General features: G+C 60.5%; 18 protein-coding genes. 15 read left to right on the top strand and 3 right to left on the bottom strand.

What is annotated here, in order from left to right:
• The 9 genes from ftsE to hutH all read left to right on the top strand — a co-directional run bounded on the left by ftsE (position 1) and on the right by hutH (position 10,057).
• Positions 1–669, top strand: coding sequence for a cell division ATP-binding protein FtsE (gene ftsE, locus OKC42_RS12955; protein ID WP_005339995.1), 669 nt, complete (start codon positions 1–3; stop codon positions 667–669).
• Positions 669–1,622, top strand: a complete 954-nt coding sequence (ftsX, locus tag OKC42_RS12950; RefSeq protein ID WP_005339996.1) for a permease-like cell division protein FtsX — start codon at positions 669–671, stop codon at positions 1,620–1,622. Before ftsE ends, ftsX begins: the two co-directional genes overlap by 1 nt.
• 451 nt (positions 1,623–2,073) lie before the next feature.
• On the top strand, positions 2,074–2,928 hold the full coding sequence (rpoH, locus tag OKC42_RS12945; RefSeq protein WP_005339997.1) for an RNA polymerase sigma factor RpoH: 855 nt from the start codon (positions 2,074–2,076) through the stop codon (positions 2,926–2,928).
• Positions 2,929–3,053: 125 nt separating this feature from the next.
• Positions 3,054–3,713 (top strand): carbonate dehydratase, encoded by a 660-nt coding sequence (gene can, locus OKC42_RS12940; protein WP_042076162.1) that lies wholly within the window; start codon positions 3,054–3,056, stop codon positions 3,711–3,713.
• Between the two features lie 11 nt (positions 3,714–3,724).
• Complete coding sequence (gene hutC / locus OKC42_RS12935; RefSeq protein WP_041202413.1) at positions 3,725–4,429, top strand: histidine utilization repressor; 705 nt, start codon at positions 3,725–3,727, stop codon at positions 4,427–4,429.
• 155 nt (positions 4,430–4,584) lie between these two features.
• Positions 4,585–5,820, top strand: a complete 1,236-nt coding sequence (gene hutI / locus OKC42_RS12930) for an imidazolonepropionase (protein WP_234922529.1) — start codon at positions 4,585–4,587, stop codon at positions 5,818–5,820.
• Positions 5,813–6,757 carry a formimidoylglutamase gene (gene hutG / locus OKC42_RS12925; RefSeq protein ID WP_201954069.1) on the top strand — a complete coding sequence of 315 codons (945 nt, stop codon included), beginning with the start codon at positions 5,813–5,815 and terminating at the stop codon, positions 6,755–6,757. Before hutI ends, hutG begins: the two co-directional genes overlap by 8 nt.
• A 53-nt stretch (positions 6,758–6,810) precedes the next feature.
• Positions 6,811–8,520, top strand: coding sequence for a urocanate hydratase (hutU, locus tag OKC42_RS12920; RefSeq protein ID WP_270819886.1), 1,710 nt, complete (start codon positions 6,811–6,813; stop codon positions 8,518–8,520).
• A gap of 4 nt (positions 8,521–8,524) precedes the next feature.
• Complete coding sequence (gene hutH, locus OKC42_RS12915; protein ID WP_265783896.1) at positions 8,525–10,057, top strand: histidine ammonia-lyase; 1,533 nt, start codon at positions 8,525–8,527, stop codon at positions 10,055–10,057.
• A 144-nt stretch (positions 10,058–10,201) separates the two neighbouring features.
• On the opposite strand, the gene OKC42_RS12910 is transcribed toward hutH, so the two are convergent.
• Positions 10,202–11,299, bottom strand: coding sequence for a calcium:proton antiporter (locus OKC42_RS12910; RefSeq protein WP_005357691.1), 1,098 nt, complete (start codon positions 11,297–11,299; stop codon positions 10,202–10,204).
• Positions 11,300–11,580: 281 nt separating this feature from the next.
• Positions 11,581–13,107 (bottom strand): EAL domain-containing protein, encoded by a 1,527-nt coding sequence (locus tag OKC42_RS12905; protein WP_265783897.1) that lies wholly within the window; start codon positions 13,105–13,107, stop codon positions 11,581–11,583.
• 504 nt (positions 13,108–13,611) lie between these two features.
• Here OKC42_RS12905 and OKC42_RS12900 point away from each other — a divergent pair.
• Positions 13,612–15,540, top strand: a complete 1,929-nt coding sequence (locus OKC42_RS12900; protein ID WP_058059990.1) for an EAL domain-containing protein — start codon at positions 13,612–13,614, stop codon at positions 15,538–15,540.
• Positions 15,541–15,604: 64 nt separating this feature from the next.
• Here OKC42_RS12900 and OKC42_RS12895 read toward each other — a convergent pair whose 3' ends face one another.
• Positions 15,605–16,528 (bottom strand): 1-aminocyclopropane-1-carboxylate deaminase/D-cysteine desulfhydrase, encoded by a 924-nt coding sequence (locus OKC42_RS12895; protein WP_144715979.1) that lies wholly within the window; start codon positions 16,526–16,528, stop codon positions 15,605–15,607.
• 87 nt (positions 16,529–16,615) lie between these two features.
• Here OKC42_RS12895 and OKC42_RS12890 point away from each other — a divergent pair, with 87 nt between their 5' ends.
• The 5 genes from OKC42_RS12890 to mshL all read left to right on the top strand — a co-directional run bounded on the left by OKC42_RS12890 (position 16,616) and on the right by mshL (position 20,779).
• Positions 16,616–17,479, top strand: coding sequence for a hypothetical protein (locus tag OKC42_RS12890; protein WP_040069497.1), 864 nt, complete (start codon positions 16,616–16,618; stop codon positions 17,477–17,479).
• On the top strand, positions 17,479–18,072 hold the full coding sequence (locus OKC42_RS12885) for a PilN domain-containing protein (protein WP_005348605.1): 594 nt from the start codon (positions 17,479–17,481) through the stop codon (positions 18,070–18,072). The genes OKC42_RS12890 and OKC42_RS12885 overlap by 1 nt, the downstream gene beginning before the upstream one ends.
• Positions 18,072–18,719, top strand: coding sequence for an MSHA biogenesis protein MshJ (locus tag OKC42_RS12880; RefSeq protein ID WP_144715980.1), 648 nt, complete (start codon positions 18,072–18,074; stop codon positions 18,717–18,719). The genes OKC42_RS12885 and OKC42_RS12880 overlap by 1 nt, the downstream gene beginning before the upstream one ends.
• Positions 18,712–19,041, top strand: coding sequence for a SctD/MshK family protein (locus OKC42_RS12875; RefSeq protein WP_144715981.1), 330 nt, complete (start codon positions 18,712–18,714; stop codon positions 19,039–19,041). The genes OKC42_RS12880 and OKC42_RS12875 overlap by 8 nt, the downstream gene beginning before the upstream one ends.
• 70 nt (positions 19,042–19,111) lie before the next feature.
• A complete protein-coding gene (mshL, locus tag OKC42_RS12870) occupies positions 19,112–20,779 on the top strand; it encodes a pilus (MSHA type) biogenesis protein MshL (protein WP_043826241.1) in 1,668 nt (555 codons plus the stop codon).
• Positions 20,780–20,801 lie beyond the last annotated feature (22 nt).

Raw genomic sequence — 20,801 nt, 5'->3', positions numbered from 1 at the left:
ATGATTCGTTTTGACAAGGTCAGCAAGGTATACAGCGGCGGCCATCAGGCGCTGCAAAAGGTCAGCTTTCACCTGCGCAAGGGAGAGATGGCCTTTCTGACCGGGCACTCGGGGGCGGGCAAGAGTACCCTCCTCAAACTGATCAGCGTGATGGAGCGCCCGACCGATGGTCGCGTCTTCTTCCATGGCGATGATGTCAGCCATATCCAGCGCAGCCAGATCCCCTATGTTCGCCGCCAGATCGGGATGATCTTTCAGGATCACCGCCTGCTGATGGACAGAACCGTGTTCGACAACGTGGCGCTGCCGCTAGTGATCGATGGTTACAGCCATGCGGACATCAACAAGCGGGTGGCGGCGGCGCTGGACAAGGTGGGGCTGCTCGGCAAGGAGCGTTACCAGCCGCGGATGCTCTCTGGTGGTGAGCAGCAGCGGGTCGGCATCGCCCGTGCCATCGTCAACAAGCCGCCGCTGCTGCTGGCGGATGAACCGACCGGCAACCTGGACCCCCAGCTCTCCATGGACATCATGCGGCTATTTCAGGAGTTCAACAATTTTGGGGTCTCGGTACTGATTGCCACTCACGATCTGGGGCTGATCGCCCGCATGCGCTATCGCACCCTGACCCTCAAGGCGGGTCGCATGTATTCGGCCGGGGAGGAGCTCTGATGGCTATCGTTCGTCATAAACAACCGCCGCTTCGCCGTCTGATGATGTACGGGGTTGACCATGTGCGGCAGGCGTTTGCCAGTCTCGGGGAGTTGTGGCGCAATCCGCTAGCCTCTCTGATGACGCTGGCGGTGCTCGGCGTCAGTCTGGCACTGCCCTCCTGTTTCCACGTGCTGCTGAAAAACGCCGAGGTGGTGGAGGGAAGCTGGCAGAGCAGTTCCCAGATCTCTCTTTACCTGCGCAAGGATCTGCCGGAGCAGAGCATTCTCGATCTGCAACACCGGATCCTGCTCTATCCCGAGGTGGATTCGGTCACCTACCTGAGCCGTGACGATGCGTTGCGGGAGTTTCGCGAGATCTCCGGCTTCGGCGATGCGCTCGATTATCTGGACAGCAACCCGCTACCGCCAGTGCTGAGCGTCATTCCGGATCCACGCTGGCAGAACCCTGAAGGGGCCGCCGAGCTGCTCAGCAAGCTCAACAACGAGGTGGGGGTCGAGCAGGGCAAGCTGGATCTGCAGTGGCTGACCCGGTTGCAGGGGATCATGAACCTGCTGCGCCACACCATTACCGGTATCGCGGTGCTGCTGCTCTCCGCCGTGTTGCTGATCGTCGGCAATACCCTGCGTCTCAACATCCTCAACCAGCGTTCCGAGATCGAAGTGCTCAAGCTGGTGGGGGCGACCGACTCCTTCATTCATCGCCCTTTCCTCTATACCGGTATCTGGTTCGGGGTGATCGGCGGCATGCTGGCCTGGTGGCTGACCGAAGTGATGGTGATCTGGAGCGAAGGGGTGGTGAAGGAGCTGGCGGGCTTGTATAACAGTAACTTCCGGTTGGTTGGCATGGGAGCGGTAGACGGGATCAATCTGATCTTGCTGGGCGCCCTGCTGGGGCTGATTGCCTCCTGGTTCTCGGTCCATCGCCACATTCGCGACATCGAACCATCCTGATTACTTTATCATCAAAGTAAATCGCTGGATTTTGAGAGGCGGATCAAGTAAAAGAGGGGCCGTTTCTGGCTTGGCCCCCATAGTCAGAGTATTCTGAATAACAATGATCTTCCGGATCTTCGCTAGATCCAGTGAACCTTCTGATTTATAAGCAGTCTATTAAAGCTGAAGCATTTATACGGGTGTGGCCCCTCTGCCTTGCTCGTCAGACTTGGCAAGCATGTGAAGGTTGCGAGCTCCGCAACAATGGACTTAGCATGCTACTTTTCGGGGGTCCTTCATTGTGACCCCCTTTTTTTGACTGTTCATTCATGATTCATCCTGCAGGCTTAAGATAAGCCGGTCTAAAACTGGGCATGTTCTTTGATACACGCCGCAGAATGGCATCCGGTCAGTAGACAGACCCTCTCAGGGTGTTAGACTGATTCGATTGAAAAGTAAGAGGTAACAGATGGGAACTTCATTGCAGCGCACTATGGCTCTGATTCCGCAAGGTAGTCTGGAAGGCTATATCCAGGCAGTAAACTCTATTCCTGTGCTGAGCGCAGAGGAAGAGCGTGAACTGGCTGAGCGTTTGCAGCAGGATGGCGATCTCGAGGCTGCCCGCCAGCTGGTTATGTCGCATCTGCGCTTTGTCGTTCATGTCGCCAAGAGTTATGCCGGTTACGGTCTGCCTCAGGCCGATCTGGTTCAGGAAGGCAACATCGGCCTGATGAAGGCGGTCAAGCGCTTCGACCCGACGGTCGGCGTGCGTCTGGTCTCCTTTGCCGTGCACTGGATCAAGGCCGAAATCCACGAATATGTCCTGCGCAACTGGCGCATGGTCAAGGTGGCGACCACCAAGGCCCAGCGCAAGCTCTTCTTCAACCTGCGCAAATCCAAAAAACGTCTGGGCTGGCTGAACCACGAAGAGGTTCAGGCCGTGGCGGCCGATCTCGGCGTATCTGCCGCTGACGTGACCGAGATGGAAGCGCGGATGGCCAACTACGATCAGGCGTTCGATCTGGTTGGTGATGATGAGGAAGAGGGCGGTTTCGCTCCGGTTCACTATCTGGAGGACAAATCCTCCGATCTGGCAGCGACCATCGAGAATGACAACTGGGACGATCACGCGACCCGTCGCCTGAGCTCGGCCCTCGCCACCCTGGATGAGCGCAGCCAGCACATCATCCGCGCCCGCTGGCTCGATGATGACAGCAAGACCACTCTGCAGGAGCTGGCCGATACCTACGGCGTCTCTGCCGAGCGTGTGCGTCAGCTTGAGAAAAACGCACTCAAGAAGCTGAAAGATGCCATGGAAGCCTGATGCTTCCTCTCATAAAAACAGGGCCTGATGGCCCTGTTTTTGTTTCGCAAGGATCTGGTCGGCCTTGCTTTGGTTACCCTTGAGTGTGTTATGTTGCCGCCACTGCCACATTAGGGAGAGCAGAAGTGAAACTGTTGAACGACCTGTTTACCAACAACCGTGAGTGGGCCGAACGGATCAAAGCCGAAGATCCCAATTTCTTTGCCACTCTTTCTGCCCAGCAGGCCCCCGAATACCTCTGGATCGGTTGTTCCGACAGCCGGGTCCCCGCCAACCAGCTGATGGGGTTGCTGCCGGGGGATGTCTTCGTCCACCGCAACGTCGCCAATCTGGTGGTACATACCGATTTCAACTGCCTCTCCGTGCTGCAATACGCGGTGGAAGTGCTCAAGGTGAAGCACATCATTGTCTGCGGTCACTACGGTTGCGGCGGCGTCAAGGCCGCGATGCAGAACCAGGAGCTGGGTCTCATCGACAACTGGCTGCGCAACATCAAGGATGTCTACTTCAAATATGGTGAAGAGCTCGAGGCCATCGAGGATGAGCATGAGCGCTTCGACTACCTGTGCGAGCTGAACGTGGCCGAGCAGGTCGCCAACGTCTGCCACACCACCATCATCCAGAACGCCTGGCGCAAGGGGCAGGAGCTGGCGGTGCATGGCTGGATCTACGGGATTAAAGACGGTCTGCTGCACGATCTCGATCTTTGCATCAGCGGCCCGGATCAGATCCCCGATGTCTACCGCGCCTGGCCGGACATGCGTCCGCCCCACCGTCGGCGCTAGGGTGCTTCATGGTGGCGCCAGCCCTCTATCTGCAGATCAAACAGCATATTCTGGACGGGATCCGCGAACGTCACTATCAGGCGGGGGACAGGATCCCGACCGAAGCGGCCCTGTGCGAGCAGTTCACCGTGAGCCGGATGACGGTCAACCGGGCGCTGCGGGAACTGGTGGCTGAGGGGTGGCTGGTGCGTACCGCCGGTTCCGGCAGCTTCGTGGCGGACCGGCGCACCGAGTCGCCGCTGCTGGCTATTCGCAATATTGCCGACGAGATCGCCGAGCGTGGCGGTGAGTACAGCGCCCGGGTGATCCGGCTGCAGCGGCTGGCCGCCGACGAGAAGGTGGCGGTACAACTGGGGCTGCGGGTTGGCGCCCCCATCTTTCACAGCCTGATCGTCCATCAGGCCGATGGGGAGCCGTTGCAATTGGAGGAGCGCTTCGTCGATGCCGGGCGTTTGCCGGGCTATGGCGAGCAGGATTTTACCCAACAGACCCCCAACCGCTATCTGATGGATGTCTGCCCCCTCTCCGAGATGGAGCACGTGGTGGAAGCCGTGTTGCCCAGCGCCGGTGAGGCGGGATTGTTGCAGATCCGCGTGGATTCCCCCTGCCTGTTGTTGCACCGGCGTACCTGGTCGGAGGGGCATCTCGTCTCCTACGCCCGTTTGCTCTCCCCCGGTTCCCGCTACAAGCTCAGCTCCAAGACTCAGCTGGAGTGAATGTCTATACAAATCGATTTTTGCAAAGCCCACCTCCTGGTGGGCTTTTTTGTGCTTAAACTCTAAGTTTGATGCTGTTATCAGGATGTGAACGCCGCTCTTTCTTTCGTCATAGAGATCGACTATAAGAATATGTATATACATTTGAGGTCGCTATGAACAAGGAACTGTTGAACTGCGAGCGGGTCTGGCTCAACGTGACGCCCGCTACCCTGAATGATGAGCTGGCCGACTACGGCCTGCTGCCGCTCCACGCCATCGGGGTGAAGGATGGCAAGATCCACGCGCTGGTGCCGATGACCGAGCTTAAGGGGCCCCATCCTGCTCACTGGCAGGATATGCAGGGCAAGCTGGCTACCCCCGGCCTTATCGATTGCCACACCCATCTGGTCTTCGCCGGCAGCCGTGCCGAAGAGTTTGAACTGCGCCAGAAAGGGGTGCCCTATGCGGAGATCGCCCGTCGGGGTGGCGGCATCATCAGCACGGTGCGTGCGACCCGTGCCGCCAGCGAAGAGCAATTGTTCGAGCTGGCGCTGCCGAGGGTGACATCCCTGATCCGCGAAGGGGTCACCACGGTGGAGATCAAGTCCGGCTATGGCCTGACGCTGGATGACGAACTCAAGATGCTGCGGGTGGCCCGCCGACTGGGAGAGGCGTTGCCGATCCGGGTCAAAACCACTCTGCTGGCGGCCCATGCGGTGCCGCCGGAGTATCGCGACGATCCCGACAGCTGGGTCGAGACCATCTGTCAGGAGATTATCCCGGCCGCCGCCGAGGCGGGTCTGGCCGATGCGGTAGATGTCTTCTGCGAGCACATCGGCTTTTCGCTGGCCCAGACCGAGCAGGTCTATCTGGCGGCGGATCAGTACGGCCTGCCGGTGAAGGGGCATATGGATCAGCTCTCCAATCTCGGTGGCAGCACCCTCGCTGCCAACTTTGGCGCCCTCTCGGTGGATCATCTGGAGTATCTGGATCCGGAAGGGATCCTGGCGCTGGCCCACCGTGGCGTGGTCGCCACCCTGCTGCCCACCGCCTTCTACTTCCTCAAAGAGACCAAGCTGCCGCCGGTTGCCGCCCTGCGCAAGGCGGGGGTGGCGATGGCGGTCTCCTCCGATATCAACCCAGGTACCGCCCCCATTGTCTCGCTGCGGATGGCCATGAACATGGCCTGCACCCTGTTTGGACTGACCCCATTGGAGGCCATGGTCGGGGTGACCCGTCACGCCGCCAAAGCGCTCGGTGAGCAGGATCGCCTTGGCCAGCTCAGGGTGGGGATGGCGGCCGATTTCCTGATCTGGCACTGCGCCCATCCGGCCGAGCTGAGCTACATGGTCGGCGTCGATCAGCTGGCAGGCCGCATCTTCAACGGCGAGGAGACCCTCCATGGATAAGTTCAACCCGATCGACATGTCGCTCTGGCAGGGGCGGCAGGATCCGGAAGATGGTGAACTGGCACTGCGCTGGCATGACAAGATGCTGCCCTGGACCGCCGGAGCACAAGACACTGCCGGTGTAGTGCTGCTCGGTTTTGCCTGCGATGAAGGGGTACGCCGCAACAAGGGGCGTGTCGGCGCCGCCGGGGCGCCGATGGTGGTCCGCAAGCTGCTGGCCAATACCGCCTGGCACCTGAATCGTCCCGTCTATGATGGCGGGGATGTGAGCTGCCCCGATGGCAATCTCGACGCAGCCCACGGCCATCTGGCCGAGCGGGTCGCCTCTGCGCTCGATCTGGGCCACTTCCCGCTGGTGCTGGGGGGCGGCCACGAGGTGGCCTTCGGCAGTTGGAGCGGCCTCAACAGTCATCTGGGCGGCAGTGGCAGGGTCGGCATTATCAACCTCGATGCTCATTTTGACCTGCGCATGAAGCAGGAATTGGCAAGCTCCGGCACCCCCTTTTTCCAGATCGCCGAGCAGTGCGCCGCTCAGGGCACGCCGTTTCACTACGCCTGCCTTGGGGTGGCCGAGACCGCCAATACCCAAGCCCTGTTTGCCCGTGCCAAGGCGCTGGGTGTGTGGCATGTGCTGGACGAGGCGATGACCCAGACCGAACTGCCAGCCTTGCTAAGCGGACTGGATGCCTTTATCGCCGATTGTGATCACCTCTATCTGACCATCGATCTCGACGTGCTGCCGGCGGCCGTGATGCCGGGAGTGAGCGCCCCCGCCGCCCGCGGCGTGGAGCTGGCGGTGATCGAACCGCTGATCGCCCATATCCGGGCCAGCGGCAAGCTGCGGCTCGCCGATCTGGCCGAGTATAACCCGACGCTGGATCAGGACAACCGCAGTGCCCGCGTGGCCGCGCGGCTGGTTCATCTGTTGACCCGTTAACCCTTTGGCCACCCATCGCCGAAGGCACCCTATTGATACAACAAGGAGTGTGTATGTCTGTGCAACAGCTGGATCCCCGTCATGATCCTAACCGCGTGATCCGTGCCCCGCGCGGTACCGAGCTGACCGCCAAGAGCTGGCTCACCGAGGCGCCGCTGCGGATGCTGATGAACAACCTGGACCCCGAGGTGGCCGAGCATCCCCAGTCGCTGGTGGTCTATGGCGGCATCGGTCGCGCTGCCCGCAACTGGGCCTGCTTTGACAAGATCGTCGAGGTGCTGACCCGGCTCGAGGAGGATCAGACCCTGCTGGTGCAATCCGGCAAGCCGGTCGGGGTGTTCCAGACCCACAAGGATGCGCCGCGGGTGCTGATCGCCAACTCCAATCTGGTGCCGCATTGGGCCAACTGGGAGCACTTCAACGAGCTCGATAAGAAGGGCCTGATGATGTACGGCCAGATGACTGCGGGTTCCTGGATCTACATCGGCACCCAGGGGATAGTGCAGGGCACCTACGAAACCTTCTTCGCGGTGGCCAACCAGCACTTCAACGGCTCGCCTGCGGGCCGCTGGATCCTCACCGGTGGGCTCGGCGGCATGGGCGGCGCCCAGCCGCTGGCCGCCACCATGGCCGGCTTCTCGATGATCGCCGTCGAGTGCGACGAGACCCGCATCGATTTTCGTCTGCGCACCCGTTATGTGGACAAGAAGGCTCACAGTCTGGATGAGGCGCTGGCCATGATCGAAGAGGCCAAACAGAGCGGCACCGCCATCTCCATCGGTCTGCTCGGCAACGCCGCCGACGTCTTCGCCGAGCTGGTGGCCCGAGGTATCACACCGGATGTGGTGACCGACCAGACCTCCGCCCACGACCCGGTGCACGGCTACCTGCCGCAGGGCTGGAGCGTGGCCAAGTGGCGCGAGCTACAGCAGAGTGCCCCGCAGGAGGTGAATCTGGCCGCTCGTCGCTCCATGGCCCGTCAGGTGGAGGCGATGCTGACCCTGCAAGAGCGCGGCGCGGCGACTCTGGATTACGGCAACAACATCCGCCAGATGGCGCTGGAGGAGGGGGTTGCGAACGCCTTCGACTTCCCCGGCTTCGTCCCCGCCTACATTCGCCCGCTGTTCTGCGAGGGGATTGGCCCGTTCCGCTGGGTGGCCCTCTCCGGCGATCCGGAAGATATCTACAAGACAGATCAGAAGGTGAAAGAGCTGATCCCGGATGATCCTCACCTGCACAACTGGCTCGACATGGCCCGCGAGCGCATCGCGTTTCAGGGGCTGCCGGCGCGGATCTGCTGGGTCGGGGTCAAGGATCGGGTACGCCTAGGACTGGCCTTCAACGAGATGGTCAGGAATGGCGAGCTGAAAGCCCCCATCGTCATCGGTCGCGACCATCTGGATTCCGGCTCGGTGGCGAGCCCGAACCGCGAGACCGAGTCGATGATGGATGGCTCCGATGCCGTCTCCGACTGGCCGCTGCTCAACGCCCTGCTCAACACCGCCGGTGGCGCGACCTGGGTGTCGCTGCACCACGGCGGCGGAGTCGGCATGGGCTTCTCCCAGCACTCCGGCGTGGTGATCGTCTGTGACGGCTCCGATGATGCTGCCAAGCGGGTCGGTCGGGTGCTGCGCAACGACCCGGCCACCGGGGTGATGCGTCACGCCGATGCGGGCTACGAGATTGCCATCAACTGTGCCCATGAGGCGAAACTGGATCTGCCGATGATTGACGGCGCCAACGGTGTCAAAGGAAAGGTGTAACACCATGTTTGAATTGACTATTACTCCGGGCGAGCTGGATCTTGCCACCCTGCGCCGCGTCAGCCGCGAGCCGGTACATGTTTCACTGGATCCGGCCGCCCTGCCGGGGATCCACGCCTCCGCCGCCGTGGTCACCAAGGTGATCGAGCAAAACCGGGTGGTGTATGGCATCAACACCGGCTTTGGCCTGTTGGCCAACACCCGCATTCCGGTGGAGCAGCTGGACGAGCTTCAGCGCTCCATCGTGCTTTCCCACGCGGCAGGGATTGGCGAGTACATGGATGACGCCACCGTGCGGCTGATGATGGTGCTCAAGCTCAACTCGCTGGCGCGCGGCTTCTCCGGCATCCGCCTGACGGTGCTTGAGGCCCTGATGACCCTCATCAACGCCGAAGTCTATCCGGTGGTGCCGAAGAAGGGTTCCGTCGGCGCCTCCGGCGATCTGGCGCCGCTGGCCCATATGAGCTGCTTGCTGATCGGTGAAGGCAAGGCTCGCCACAAGGGCGAGCTGATCGACGCCGCTACGGCGCTGAAAATTGCCGGGCTGGAGCCCATCGCGCTGGCACCCAAAGAAGGATTGGCGCTGCTTAACGGCACTCAGGCGAGCACCGCCTTCGCGCTGGAAGGGCTGTTCCATGCCGAGGATCTGTTCGCTGGTGCCATCACCATAGGTGCCATGAGTGTGGAAGCCGCCCTTGGCAGCCGTCGGCCGTTCGATGCTCGCATCCACGAAGTGCGCGGTCAGCGTGGCCAGATCGATGCGGCCGCCTGCTATCGCCACCTGCTGGTGGATGGCAGCGAGATCGGCATGTCCCATCACAACTGCGAGAAGGTGCAGGATCCCTACTCCTTGCGCTGCCAGCCGCAGGTGATGGGTGCCTGCCTGACCCAGATCCGCCACGCCGCCGAGGTGCTGGTGTGCGAGGCCAACGCGGTCTCCGACAACCCGCTGGTGTTTGCCGATGACGAGGAGATCCTCTCCGGCGGCAACTTCCACGCAGAACCTGTTGCCTTCGCCGCCGATAATCTGGCGCTGGCCATCGCCGAGATAGGTTCCCTCTCCGAGCGGCGCATGGCGCTGCTGATCGACTCTCGGATGTCCGGTCTGCCGGCGTTTCTGGTCAACAACGGCGGGGTCAACTCCGGCTTTATGATCGCTCAGGTCACCTCGGCGGCGCTGGCCTCCGAGAACAAGACCCTGGCCCATCCCGCCTCGGTGGATAGTCTGCCCACTTCCGCCAATCAGGAGGATCACGTCTCCATGGCGACCTTCGCTGGCCGCCGGCTTGCCGATATGGCCGAGAACACCCGCGGCATTCTGGCAGTTGAACTGCTGGCGGCGGCACAGGGGCTCGATTTTCGCGCGCCGCTGCGCAGTACCGCGCTGATCGAGCTGGCCAAGGGGCGACTGCGGGCAGAGGTGAGCTTCTACGACAAGGACAGGTACTTCGCGCCGGACATCGAAGCGGCCGCCGCCCTGCTGGGCCGTGCCAGCTACAACGATCTGATCCCGGCCGGGGTGCTGCCCAGCCTGTAAGCCTTGATCACCCTTCTCCTCTGGCGGGAGAAGGGTGGGGGATGAGGGGAAAGCCGCTTCACTGGCGCCGGTGAGAGCCGGGAGCAGATGACAAAAGACCGCCCATCGGGCGGTCTTTGCGTTTCTGACGTTGGTTGAACGCGGTTATTCGTGTTCGAACATCAGGAACAGATAGACCACAAACAACACCAGATGGGTCGCACCATGGAGCACATTGGTGCGGCCGCTGCTGAAGGTCACTTTACAGACCATCAAGGTCGTGACCAGCAGCACCATATCGGCGGGGGAGAGGCCGAGGCGCACCTCCTGACCCAGCATGGAGCCGATAAAGAGCACGGCAGGCACGGTGAGGGCGATGGTGGCCAGCACAGAGCCGAAGTAGAGGTTCATGGCCCGTTGCAGCTGGTTGTTGAAAGCGGCCTTGATGGCGCCGACTGCTTCGGGGGCCAGCACGATGCAGGCCACGATAAAGCCGCCCAGTGCGGCGGGCGCGTCCATCACATGCACCCCGTAGTTGATGGGGATGGCCAGGGTCTTGGCCAGCAGGATTACCACCAGCAGGTAGGCGAGCAGCAGGATGGTGTGATAGACGTTGCTCTGCAGCGGGCCGTGGTGCTCCTCATAATCCTCGTGATCGCTGTCGACGAAGAAGTGGCTGTGGCTGCGGGTCTGGATCAGCAGAAAGACCCCGTAGAGCAGGATCGAGATGATGATCAGCATCCACGACATGGCGCGCGACATACTGCCGATTGCACCGCCCTCGGTGAAGTTGGGCAGCACCAGACAGAGCAGGGCCAGCGGGATGATGGCCACCAGATAGGATTTGACCCCGTCCAGATTGAAGCTCTGGGTGTGGTAGCGCCAGCCGCCAAACAGCAGGGTGAAGCCCACCAGACCGGTACTCACCAGCATCACTACCGCAAACATGGTATCGCGGGCCATGGTGGGGTTGGGTTCACCGGTCAGCATCACCGAGGAGATCATCACCACCTCCAGTGAGATGACCGAGAGGGTGAGGATCAGGGTGCCGAAGGGCTCGCCCAGCTTGATGGCGAGGGCATCGGAGTGGCGCACCACCGAGAAGATGGCCCAGGTGACGATGGCCAGTAGTGCCGCTGAAACCGGAAGATAGATCCCGAGCGGAGTTGTCTCTGTCAGCAGGTCACTGCCCAGGGTCTTGAAAAAGAGCAGGGTCAGCAGGCCAACGGGCAGGGCAATCTCTTGCCGGATAACTGTCTTCATAGGCAATGGTTCTCTATTGGGGGTCTGGACGACCGGATGACGTAAACAGGCTGCACGGTTATCGGTTGCGCAATAACCGGCTCCTTATGATAAAGGTTGTTATCCCCGTCAGGGCAGATCATTTTGTTGCTGAATGTAAATAAGGGGTGGCAGGAGGTGGTTCGATTTCACCATGGAGCCGGGCCCGGGTCTGCTGGGGGGCTTACCGGCCATCGGCACCTCTTTGGTGATGCCGAGCGTATAGCCAGGCCATTTCGCAGCCAAATCCTGCCATCTCTGTGTTAGCTGGCCTGCTGGTGTTGCAGCTGCCACTCCCGTTGCCAGTGGGTCAGTATCTTCAGCGGCATGGGTTTGCCGAAGAAGTAGCCCTGGATCAGATAGACGCCGTGCTGGCTCAGATAGTCGACCTGCAGCTGGCTCTCGACCCCTTCGGCGATCATCTCCATGCCCGATTCCCGACCGAAGACGATGATGGCATCCAGTACGCTGCGCTTGAGGTCGTTGGTACCTATGGTATCGACGAACATCTTGTCGATCTTGATTTGGCGGATCCCCAGGCTCTGCAGGTAGGCAAAGCCGCCGTAGCCGGTACCGAAATCATCCAGCTTGAAGTGATACCCCATCTGTTGCAGCAGGGTGATCTCCTCGGTGGCCGCCTTGATGTCGAGGATCGGCTTGCGCTCCGTCAGCTCGAAGGTGAGCCGGGTGGGTGAGGGGTTTTGGCTGTGAGCGAGCAGGGTGCGCAGCAGGGGCTGCTCGATATGGGCCGCCACCAGATTGACGCTGACCCACTGCTCCGGTGCCAGCTGCGGCAGGTCGGTGATCACCTGCTCCAGCAACTGTTCGGTCATCGGCAGGATCAGCCCCTGCTCTTCTGCATATTCGATAAAGGTGCCCGGAGGGATCTGCTCGTTTCCCCGCTGCCAGCGCAGCAGCGCCTCGAATCCCACCACTTGGTGGGTACGGGCATCCACTATCGGCTGGTAGAGGGGAATAAATTCCTTGCGTATCAATCCTGTTTGCAGCAGTCCTTTGAGGGAGCGCCGATAGCTGCGCAGCAGCCAGTATGTGACACTTAACAGGGCGCCGAGTGCGATACCGAACCAGAGACCGTAGTGATTGAGTTGGTCATGGGCATATTGCTCCAGCGCTTTTCCCGCCCAGACCGTCTGTTTGGTGAGTTCATTGGGATCGAAGAAACTCAGGCTGATATTGCTCTCTTCCTGTTTGATCTCCTTGTCGCCACGGGGAAAGTGGACTGTGCTTGCATCGGTATCCTGTCGGCTGAACTCCAGATAGAAGCAGTGGCTGCAGGGGTGTTGCAGCAGGTCGTGGCTCCAGCTGTTATCCAGCACCCAGTAGGCGAGGTTGTCACCGGATCGGTAAAAGGCCACCAGCTCCTGTTCGGTATTGTATTTGGCCACTGTGGCGGTGATCCCCAGTTTGCCGAACTTCTGCCCGCTATTCTGGAGCTCTTTGATCAGCGGGATCTCCACCCCCAGGCTGGAGCAGCTGTTGCCGGAGACGAGCTCCAGCCCTTGCAGGCGGATATGAGCGCTGTAGAAGCGCGGATCGCGCAGCAGCTCCATGTCTTTGGCGCCGCAGTTGAACTCAAATTGTGCCAGCTGTTTGTTGATGGCGGCATCCAGCTCCCGGTGGCGTACGGCCATGGCCCCCTTGAGCTCGGCAACCTTCTCTTCCAGCATATGAAAGGCCATCGGCTTGGCAAACCACAGGCCGAGAAACTGGCTGCCCACGACAGGCAGGACGAACAGCAACAGAGCGATCCAGACGGGTGATTTACGCAAAGGAAGTACCTGCCAGTTTCATGAGACACAAATGGACTTAGCCATCATAGAGCATTAGTGCAATCAATTTGAGTCCGAGTTGTCACACTTGTTGATTGATTTTTTAACTGCATGATTTTAAATGTGTTTATTATTAACTTTGGCTAGATTCAATCGCTGACCTGTCATAAATGACAATTGCTCAGCTTATCCGAACTGCATTAGAGTAGCCCTGCGGTTTGACTCACCGTGTGTTCAATACTCCTGTATCTGTTTTTTGTCAGTAGCACAGAGTGTTAGTTTTGATATGAGTGTTCCTTTTGGTCCCCTTTGAGGGACCATTTTTCTGTCTGTCATCCCGCCCTTTCCCGCATCTGTAGCCCGTCATCCTTGGTATTCTCCCTCTGCTTTGGGTTATGCTTGCCCGCTTAAATTGCAGAAGCGGGATCTTCATCCATAGCTGTGGCCCGATCGCCGCTGCTACCATGAGGCGACATGGATGATGCTGGGCATACGGAAAGGCGCATGAAACTTACTACACAGCTTGTCTCATTTATCACCCTTTGCGTGATCGCAGCCATGGCGACCGTGCTGATTGGCGGGGTGTTCAGCTTTCGCGAGCTGGGCATGGAGTTGCAGCAAAAGAAGGTGGATGCGCTGGTCGAGGTGATCGACAAGCAGCTCGATGTTGCTCACGACATGGAAGATATGAGCCACTGGCTGCCCACTCTGCTGCGGGCTGCCCATGTGGTAGAGCTGGAGGTGCGCCAGAATAACCAGCGGGTCTACTGGTTCCGCGATGTGCGCAATCCGGTCGACGAACAGCTGCTGGTGCCATACAGCCACCCGCTGCCCCATCAGGCCGGCATGCAGGCCAACTTCAAACTGGAGCGCCCCTTCAAGGAGGCGGAATACTCCATCAAGGCGATGTCTGGCATCTCGCTGGGCATCTTTATCGTGGTGTTCGGTCTCTGGTACTCCATCCGCTGGCTGCGCCAGCAGTTGCGCGGGGCCGAGCTGCTGGGCATTCGCGCCCAGCTGATCCTCGATGACAAGCTCTCCAAACTGAGTCATGACCCCGCCGAAGAGTGGCCGGTGGCCGCCAGTCAGGCCCTCGATCATTTGCTCGCCGAGCTGGCGGATGCCCGCAAGGAGCGCAGCCGCTTCGACAACTTCATTCGCAGCAACGCCTTCGTCGACAAGATGACCGGCATCGGCAACCGGCTGTTTTTCGACAACCGGCTGGAGAGCGCCATCATGGAGGCGAGTGTGATGAGCGGCGGCGTGCTGCTGATCGATCTCGCCTGTCTGGAGGAGCTGGAGGCCGATCAGTTCGAACTGCTGGGGCATGATTTGATGATGGAGGCGAGCGCCACCATAGGTGCCTTCGTGCGCAAACACAACGGTGCCCTGCAGGCCCGCTATGCCGGTCAGGTTTTTGCGGTGCTGCTGCCCAATATGTCCGAGAGCGAGATGGTGGATAGCGCCAGCCAGCTGCTCAAGAGCCTGCAACGGCTGCATTGGCCGCAGGAGGTCAACCCGGAGACGGCGGTCTATCTCGGCGCCGTCTGTTATCAGGCACAAGACAGCCTGCTCAAGGTGCAGGAGGAGGCGGAGCTGGCCCTCAAGAGCGCCCGTCTGCAGGGCCACAACGGCTGGTTCCTATACGAGAAGCAGCTGGATGAGGAGCAGAGCAGCAAGGGCACGGTACGCTGGCGCACCCTGATCAGCCGCCGTCTCGAAGAGCACGGCATCGAATTTTATACCCAGCCGATCCAGCAGGATCGGGGGCAGGTGGTGCTGCAGCAGGAGCTGCTCACCTATCTGCACGACGAGCAGGGGCGTGCCCTGCAGGCGGGGATCTTCATGCCGATGGCGGAGAAGGTGGGCTTGTTGCTGCAACTGGATCGGCTGGTGGCGGAGCAGACCCTCACCCTGCTGCGCCAGCGCTCCGAGCAGAGCTGCCCCATCAGCCTGACCCTCAGTGCCCAGAGCCTGCTCAACCGCGAGTTCCAGCGCTGGCTCTTCTTCGCCCTGTTCCAGCTGCCGCGCAGCACCAACGAGCGGTTGATCCTGCAACTCTCGGAATCCCAGGTGACCCGCCACTTCGAGGCGCTCAAGCGGCCGCTGCGCTCCCTGCGGATGCTGGGCTGCCAGCTGGCCATCGATCATGCCGGTCAGGATGTGGTGAGCACCCAGTACATCAAGGAGTTCGAGATCAACTTCCTCAAGCTGCACCCTAGTCTGGTGCGGGAGATCCATGCCCGTCAGGTCAACCAGATGGCGGTACGCAGTTTGGTGGGGGGCTGCGCCAATACCCGCACCCGGGTGCTGGCAGTGGGAGTCGAGAGTGGCGACGAGTGGAAGATGCTGCGCCACCTCGGGGTGCATGCCGGGCAGGGGCCCTGGTTTGCCGAACCCCAGCGTCTGGTGCTGGAACCGGCTGGTGATTGAGATAAACAACAGAGGGTCGCCTTGGGGCGACCCTCTGTTGTTTGTGGTTGCCGTCAGATGGGGGTCACAGTCGCCCCTGCTCACGCAGCCCGGCGAGCCCCTGCATGCCGCCAGTGTGGATAAAGACGATTTTGCTGCCGGGGGCGATACGGCCTGCCGCCAGCTCGCGAAATAGCCCCCACATCGCCTTGCCGCTGTAGATAGGCTCAAGGGGCAGATCGGTCGTTGCGCTGAAATTCTGCACCCACTGCCAGAGGGCCGGGCTGAACTTGGCATAGCCACCATCGTGGTGATCGAGCGCGATGCGCCAGCCGGGGATATTGGCAGCCGCGGGATGGAGGCGACACACCTCGTCAGCGATAAAGCCGCCTCCTTTCAGTACCGCAATGGCGAGGATCTGCTCCCGATCCCGTTTGCCAGCGATCAGGCCCGCCAGAGTGCCGCCGCTGGCGCAGGGCAGTACCCAGAGATCCGGCGAGAAGGGCACCTCGCCGACCAGTTCCGCCACGCCGGGGATGGCCAGTGGGCTGCTACCCCCTTCCGGCACGATCAGGGTATCGGGTGCATCGAATTGGGCCAGCCAGTCGGGATCCTGCCGTCGCCGGTAACTCTGGCGGTCGACGAAAACGAGATCCATGCCCCAGCGCCGGGCATCCCGCAGGGTAGAGTTACTGACGGCGTCATATTCGCCCCGTATGATACCGGTAGTACGAAGACCAGATTGGCACCCCGCTGCCGCCAGCGCGTGGATATGATTGGAGTAGGCGCCGCCAAACGAGAGCAGATGCCGTTTGCCGTGTTCTTTGGCATGCCGCAGGTGGTATTTGAGCTTGCGCCACTTGTTGCCGGAGATGGCTGAATGGATCAGATCATCCCGCTTGCACCACAGCTCGACGCCATAGCGGGTCAGCAGCGGATGGTGGAGGTGTTGCAGGGGGGAAGGGAGGATGGCTTGACCCTCTGACTCGGCGGAAAGGTTGGCTTGCAATGGTGAGTCCGTCTTTTAATCTGGAGGCTAATCTGCTGTTTATGTTAATATTTCATACATTTAATCACTATTGATGGGCGGGCTTACATGAAACAACTGTTCAGACGGTCGACGCCAAGCCGCCAGGTCGGGCTCTTGCTGGCCAATGACAGGATCATGCTGGCTGCGGTGGGCAATCCCCCCGTCTTCGCGACGCGCACCATCAACGGCCCACAGGAGTGGGCAGTGGCCATGAACGAGCTGTTCAGCCGCCATGGGCTGGCCAAGTCTACGGTGCGGGTGGCCCTCGCCGCCAGCCTTTATCAACAGATCCAGATCGACAAGCCTGCCGTGCCTGACGCCGAGATGGCGGGGGCGCTTCCCTGGGCCATCAAGGACTATGTCAGCGAACCCGTGCTGCAACTGGCGATGGATTATGTGGACTTGCCCACCCCGCCTGCCGGTCGTCCGCGCATCAATGTGATCTGCTTGCCCAAGAGCCGGGTGCAACAGCTGGCCGATGCCATCAATGGCATCGCTACCCTGCAATCCATCATCAGCGACGAATTGGCGCTCACCTCTCTCTATGACGCGGATGACACGGTGCGCATGCTGCTGTGGCAGCCCAAGGGGCAGGATCTGCAACTGCTGGTCTTCCATCAGGGCGGGCTCTGCTTCTCCCGCCAGCTGCGCGGTTTTACCAGCCTGACTGGCGAACATGAGCCGGACAGCATGCTGCTCGATTCATTGGCGCTGGAGATCCAGCGCTCTCTCGACTATCTGGCGGGCCAGCTGAAATTGCCCGAGCTGGGGCAGATGCAGTTTGCCGTCGCCTCGCCCTTTATCGGTACCCTGGTGCGCCACATGGAGCAGACCTTCGGCTTTGCCGTCTCCGCCATGGCCAACAAGGCGATCCTGGCCGGCGTCGAATACCTCTCGGCCTACGCAGCCGCCATCGGGGAGGATGCGTGATGAAACGTCAGATAAACCTCTATGGCGCCGAGTTTCGCCCCAAGCGGCAGTGGGCCAGCCTCAATCAGATGGCGCTGGTATGGGGCTTTGCACTGCTGCTGATCCTGTTGACGGGTGTCGGTTACAGCTGGCAGCAGCAGCAGGTCAGCCGGGCGCTGGCGCAGCGCTCTGCCGAGCTGGAACTCAAGCGTAGCGAGGCGCAGCGGCTCGATGCCGAGCTGGCGCGCCATCAGGCAGATCCCCGGCTGCAACAGCAACTGGTCAACAAGCAGGATGAGCTGACGGCCAAACAGGGGCTGATGCGCCAATTGGGCAGCCTGACCCTGCAAAAATCCCAGGGCTACGCCAGCGTGATGGCGGATCTCTCCCGCATTCGCAACAGCAACCTCTCGTTGCAGCGCATCGAGATCAACGAAGGGCGGATCAACCTCTCCGGCTTTGCCGGACGCAGTCAGGATGTACCGGCCTGGGTCAACCGCTTCAAGCAGACCCCGAGTCTGGTGGGCAAGGAGTTTGGTGAACTGACCCTCGGCCGTGACAAGGAGGGTCGCCTGACCTTCCAGTTGAGCGGCATTGCGCGGGAGAAACCCTGATGAACCTGAAAGCACAATGGCAGGCATGGGGCCAGCGTATCGCCGTGTTGAGCCAGCGGGAGCGGGTGTTGATCCTGCTGACTGGTTTGGTGTTGCTGGGCGCGGCCGGACTCTACGGCTGGATCGATGGCGCCGATACCCGCCTGCAGCAGGATCGCATGGCCCTGAGTGCCGCCGAGCGTGACCTCGAGATCATGGAGTTGGAAAACCTCGGCAAACAGGCACGGCTCAAGCGGGATCCCAATCAGGGAGTTCGCGACCAGCTGGCGCAGATCGAAGCGGATCTGGCCCGGATCGACGATGAGCTGAAGGCACAGACCGTCGATCTGATCCCGGCGCACGAGATGCCGCTGGTGCTGGAGGCGCTGCTCTCCCGCTCCGCCAACCTTCACATGCTGGCGCTCAGTTCGCTGGAGCCGACCCCGCTGATGGCGGGGGAGCAGAAGGTCAATCTCTACAAGCATGGTATCCGGCTTCAGCTTGAAGGCGGCTATTTCGATGTGTATCAATATCTTAAAGCGCTGGAAGCCTTGCCGCGTCACTTCTACTGGAAGCAGTTCGACTATCAGGTCAAGGCCTATCCCGGCGCGGTGGTGGAGATGGAGATCTACACCCTGAGTACCAGCAAGGAGTTTATCCGTGGCTAGAGTGTTTGCGTTGTGCTGTTGCCTGTTCAGCTTGCTGGTACAGGCGGAGCTGGTCGAAGTATTGCAGGATCCCACCGCGCCACTGGCGGATGTGGCGGTTGGCGCCCGTGCGACCGGCGAGAGCAGCGCCGGTTTGCCGAAGCTGCAGAGTGTCGTGCTGGGCAATGGCCCGGCACTGGCGGTACTTAATGGCAAGAGTTATCGGGTCGGGCAACAGGTGGACGGCTATACGCTGGTGGCCATCAATGCCGATGCCGTGGTGCTGGAAAAGGCGGGAAAACGCCATGCGGTAACACTGTTTGCCAGCAAGATCCGGGTTTGAGTCGTGCTTGCCTCTCGAGAGGTGAATCGGCTTTATCGAGTTTAATTGCAAGTCAGGGTGCCCTAATTACATGAAAAAACACCGTCTCTGTCTGATCACCGTGGCCATGATGGCTGCAGGCTGTACCACGTATCAGCACCCCGAGCCGACCCAGGCGAAGGATGCTCTCAAACAGGCCATGAACGAACAGCAGAAACAGGCTGCCCCTCTGACCGCTTTGCCCAAATCGGTGCAAAGTGAATTGCTGCAGCTGAACCGGCCGCAGATGCCGGTCGGCATGCCGGAGAAACGGCTGCGTATCGCGGCTCACGACGTGGAGGCGGTAGAGTTTTTCGGTTCCCTGTTCAAGGGCTCCCGCTACAGCGTGGCGGTTCACCCCGGGGTGGCCGGGCTGGTCTCCGTCGAGCTCAAGGATGTGACTCTGCCAGAGGTGCTGGCTGTGGTGGGCGACATGTACGGCTTCGACGTGCAGCGCAAGGGCAATGTCTTCCATATCTATCCGGCGGGTCTGCGTACCGAAACCATCCCGGTCAACTACCTGATGATGTCCCGTCGTGGTCTCTCCCGCACCTCGGTCAGCACCGGCGGGGTGACGGCCAATGACAGCAATAACAGCAGCGACAGCAGTTTTGACAGTGCATCGAACAACAACAGCACCAATAACTCCTCCGGCAACAACTCGAACGGCAACAGCAGCAATGGCACCCGTATCGAGACCGATACCAACAGCGACTACTGGACCGATCTGCGCGATTCTCTGCAGACCCTGATTGGCACGGGTGATGGTCGCGCGGTGATCACCAGCCCGCAGGCGGGTCTGGTCACCATTCGCGCCTACCCGAAAGAGCTCAAGGCGGTGCGTGAATTCCTGAATCAATCCGATAGTCACCTCAAGCGGCAGGTGGTGCTGGAGGCGCGGATCATCGAAGTTGCCCTCAACGAAGGGTATGAGCAGGGAGTGGACTGGAGCGGTCTCTCCGCCAGCTGGGATGGCAACAAGGGGATTACCGGTGGCGGTTCACTGGCCAATACCCAGTTACCCACCACCCCTAATCAGATCTTCACTGCACTGGGTGGCGGCGCCGGTTTCAAGGTCTCTGACGGCAACTTCAATGTAGCGGTCAACCTGCTCAAGACTCAGGGCGATGTGAATACCCTCTCCAGCCCCCGTGTCACCGCGACCAACAACCAGAAGGCGGTGATCAAGGTGGGGACGGACGAGTACTTCGTCACCAACGCATCGACAACAACCGTGAGCACGACGAGCGGTGACCGAACAACTCCCAATGTAGAGTTGACTCCTTTCTTCTCAGGTATCTCTTTGGATGTAACACCACAGATCGATGAAGAGGGGAAGGTGCTGCTGCATATCCATCCCTCCGTTATCGATACTGAAGAGCAAACCAAGACCATAAAGGTGACAGACAGCGATACGCTGGTGTTGCCGTTGGCGAAAAGCTCGATCCGCGAATCCGATACCGTGGTGCAGGCCAATAACGGTGACATCATCGTTATCGGCGGCCTGATGAAGACCGACAAGCAGGAGATCGTCAGCAAGGTGCCGCTGCTGGGGGATATTCCCTGGGTGGGTGAAGCCTTTACCAACCGCCGCGAGAGCACCAAGAAGGTGGAGCTGGTGATCATGCTCAAACCGACCGTGGTGGAGAAAGATACCTGGCAAAACGAGCTGCAACGCTCCTCCGAGCTGCTCGACAAGTGGTATCCGGCCAAGGGCTGACCCATGACACCAGATACGGTCA

It is taken from the genome of Aeromonas sp. Y311-2 (assembly GCF_027706025.1).
GTDB lineage: Bacteria > Pseudomonadota > Gammaproteobacteria > Enterobacterales > Aeromonadaceae > Aeromonas > Aeromonas veronii.
This window is presented reverse-complemented; position numbering and strand designations above follow the sequence as displayed.

What these genes read in the sequence shown, in the direction of transcription:
- OKC42_RS12890 (WP_040069497.1), top strand. Translation starts at nt 16,616, where the DNA reads ATGAAACAACTGTTCAGACGGTCGACGCCAAGCCGCCAGGTCGGGCTC.
- mshL (WP_043826241.1), top strand. Translation starts at nt 19,112, where the DNA reads ATGAAAAAACACCGTCTCTGTCTGATCACCGTGGCCATGATGGCTGCA.
- ftsX (WP_005339996.1), top strand. Translation starts at nt 669, where the DNA reads ATGGCTATCGTTCGTCATAAACAACCGCCGCTTCGCCGTCTGATGATG.
- hutH (WP_265783896.1), top strand. Translation starts at nt 8,525, where the DNA reads ATGTTTGAATTGACTATTACTCCGGGCGAGCTGGATCTTGCCACCCTG.
- ftsE (WP_005339995.1), top strand. Translation starts at nt 1, where the DNA reads ATGATTCGTTTTGACAAGGTCAGCAAGGTATACAGCGGCGGCCATCAG.
- OKC42_RS12880 (WP_144715980.1), top strand. Translation starts at nt 18,072, where the DNA reads ATGAACCTGAAAGCACAATGGCAGGCATGGGGCCAGCGTATCGCCGTG.
- hutU (WP_270819886.1), top strand. Translation starts at nt 6,811, where the DNA reads ATGTCTGTGCAACAGCTGGATCCCCGTCATGATCCTAACCGCGTGATC.
- OKC42_RS12900 (WP_058059990.1), top strand. Translation starts at nt 13,612, where the DNA reads ATGAAACTTACTACACAGCTTGTCTCATTTATCACCCTTTGCGTGATC.
- rpoH (WP_005339997.1), top strand. Translation starts at nt 2,074, where the DNA reads ATGGGAACTTCATTGCAGCGCACTATGGCTCTGATTCCGCAAGGTAGT.
- OKC42_RS12885 (WP_005348605.1), top strand. Translation starts at nt 17,479, where the DNA reads ATGAAACGTCAGATAAACCTCTATGGCGCCGAGTTTCGCCCCAAGCGG.
- hutI (WP_234922529.1), top strand. Translation starts at nt 4,585, where the DNA reads ATGAACAAGGAACTGTTGAACTGCGAGCGGGTCTGGCTCAACGTGACG.
- hutG (WP_201954069.1), top strand. Translation starts at nt 5,813, where the DNA reads ATGGATAAGTTCAACCCGATCGACATGTCGCTCTGGCAGGGGCGGCAG.
- OKC42_RS12910 (WP_005357691.1), bottom strand. Translation starts at nt 11,299, where the DNA reads ATGAAGACAGTTATCCGGCAAGAGATTGCCCTGCCCGTTGGCCTGCTG.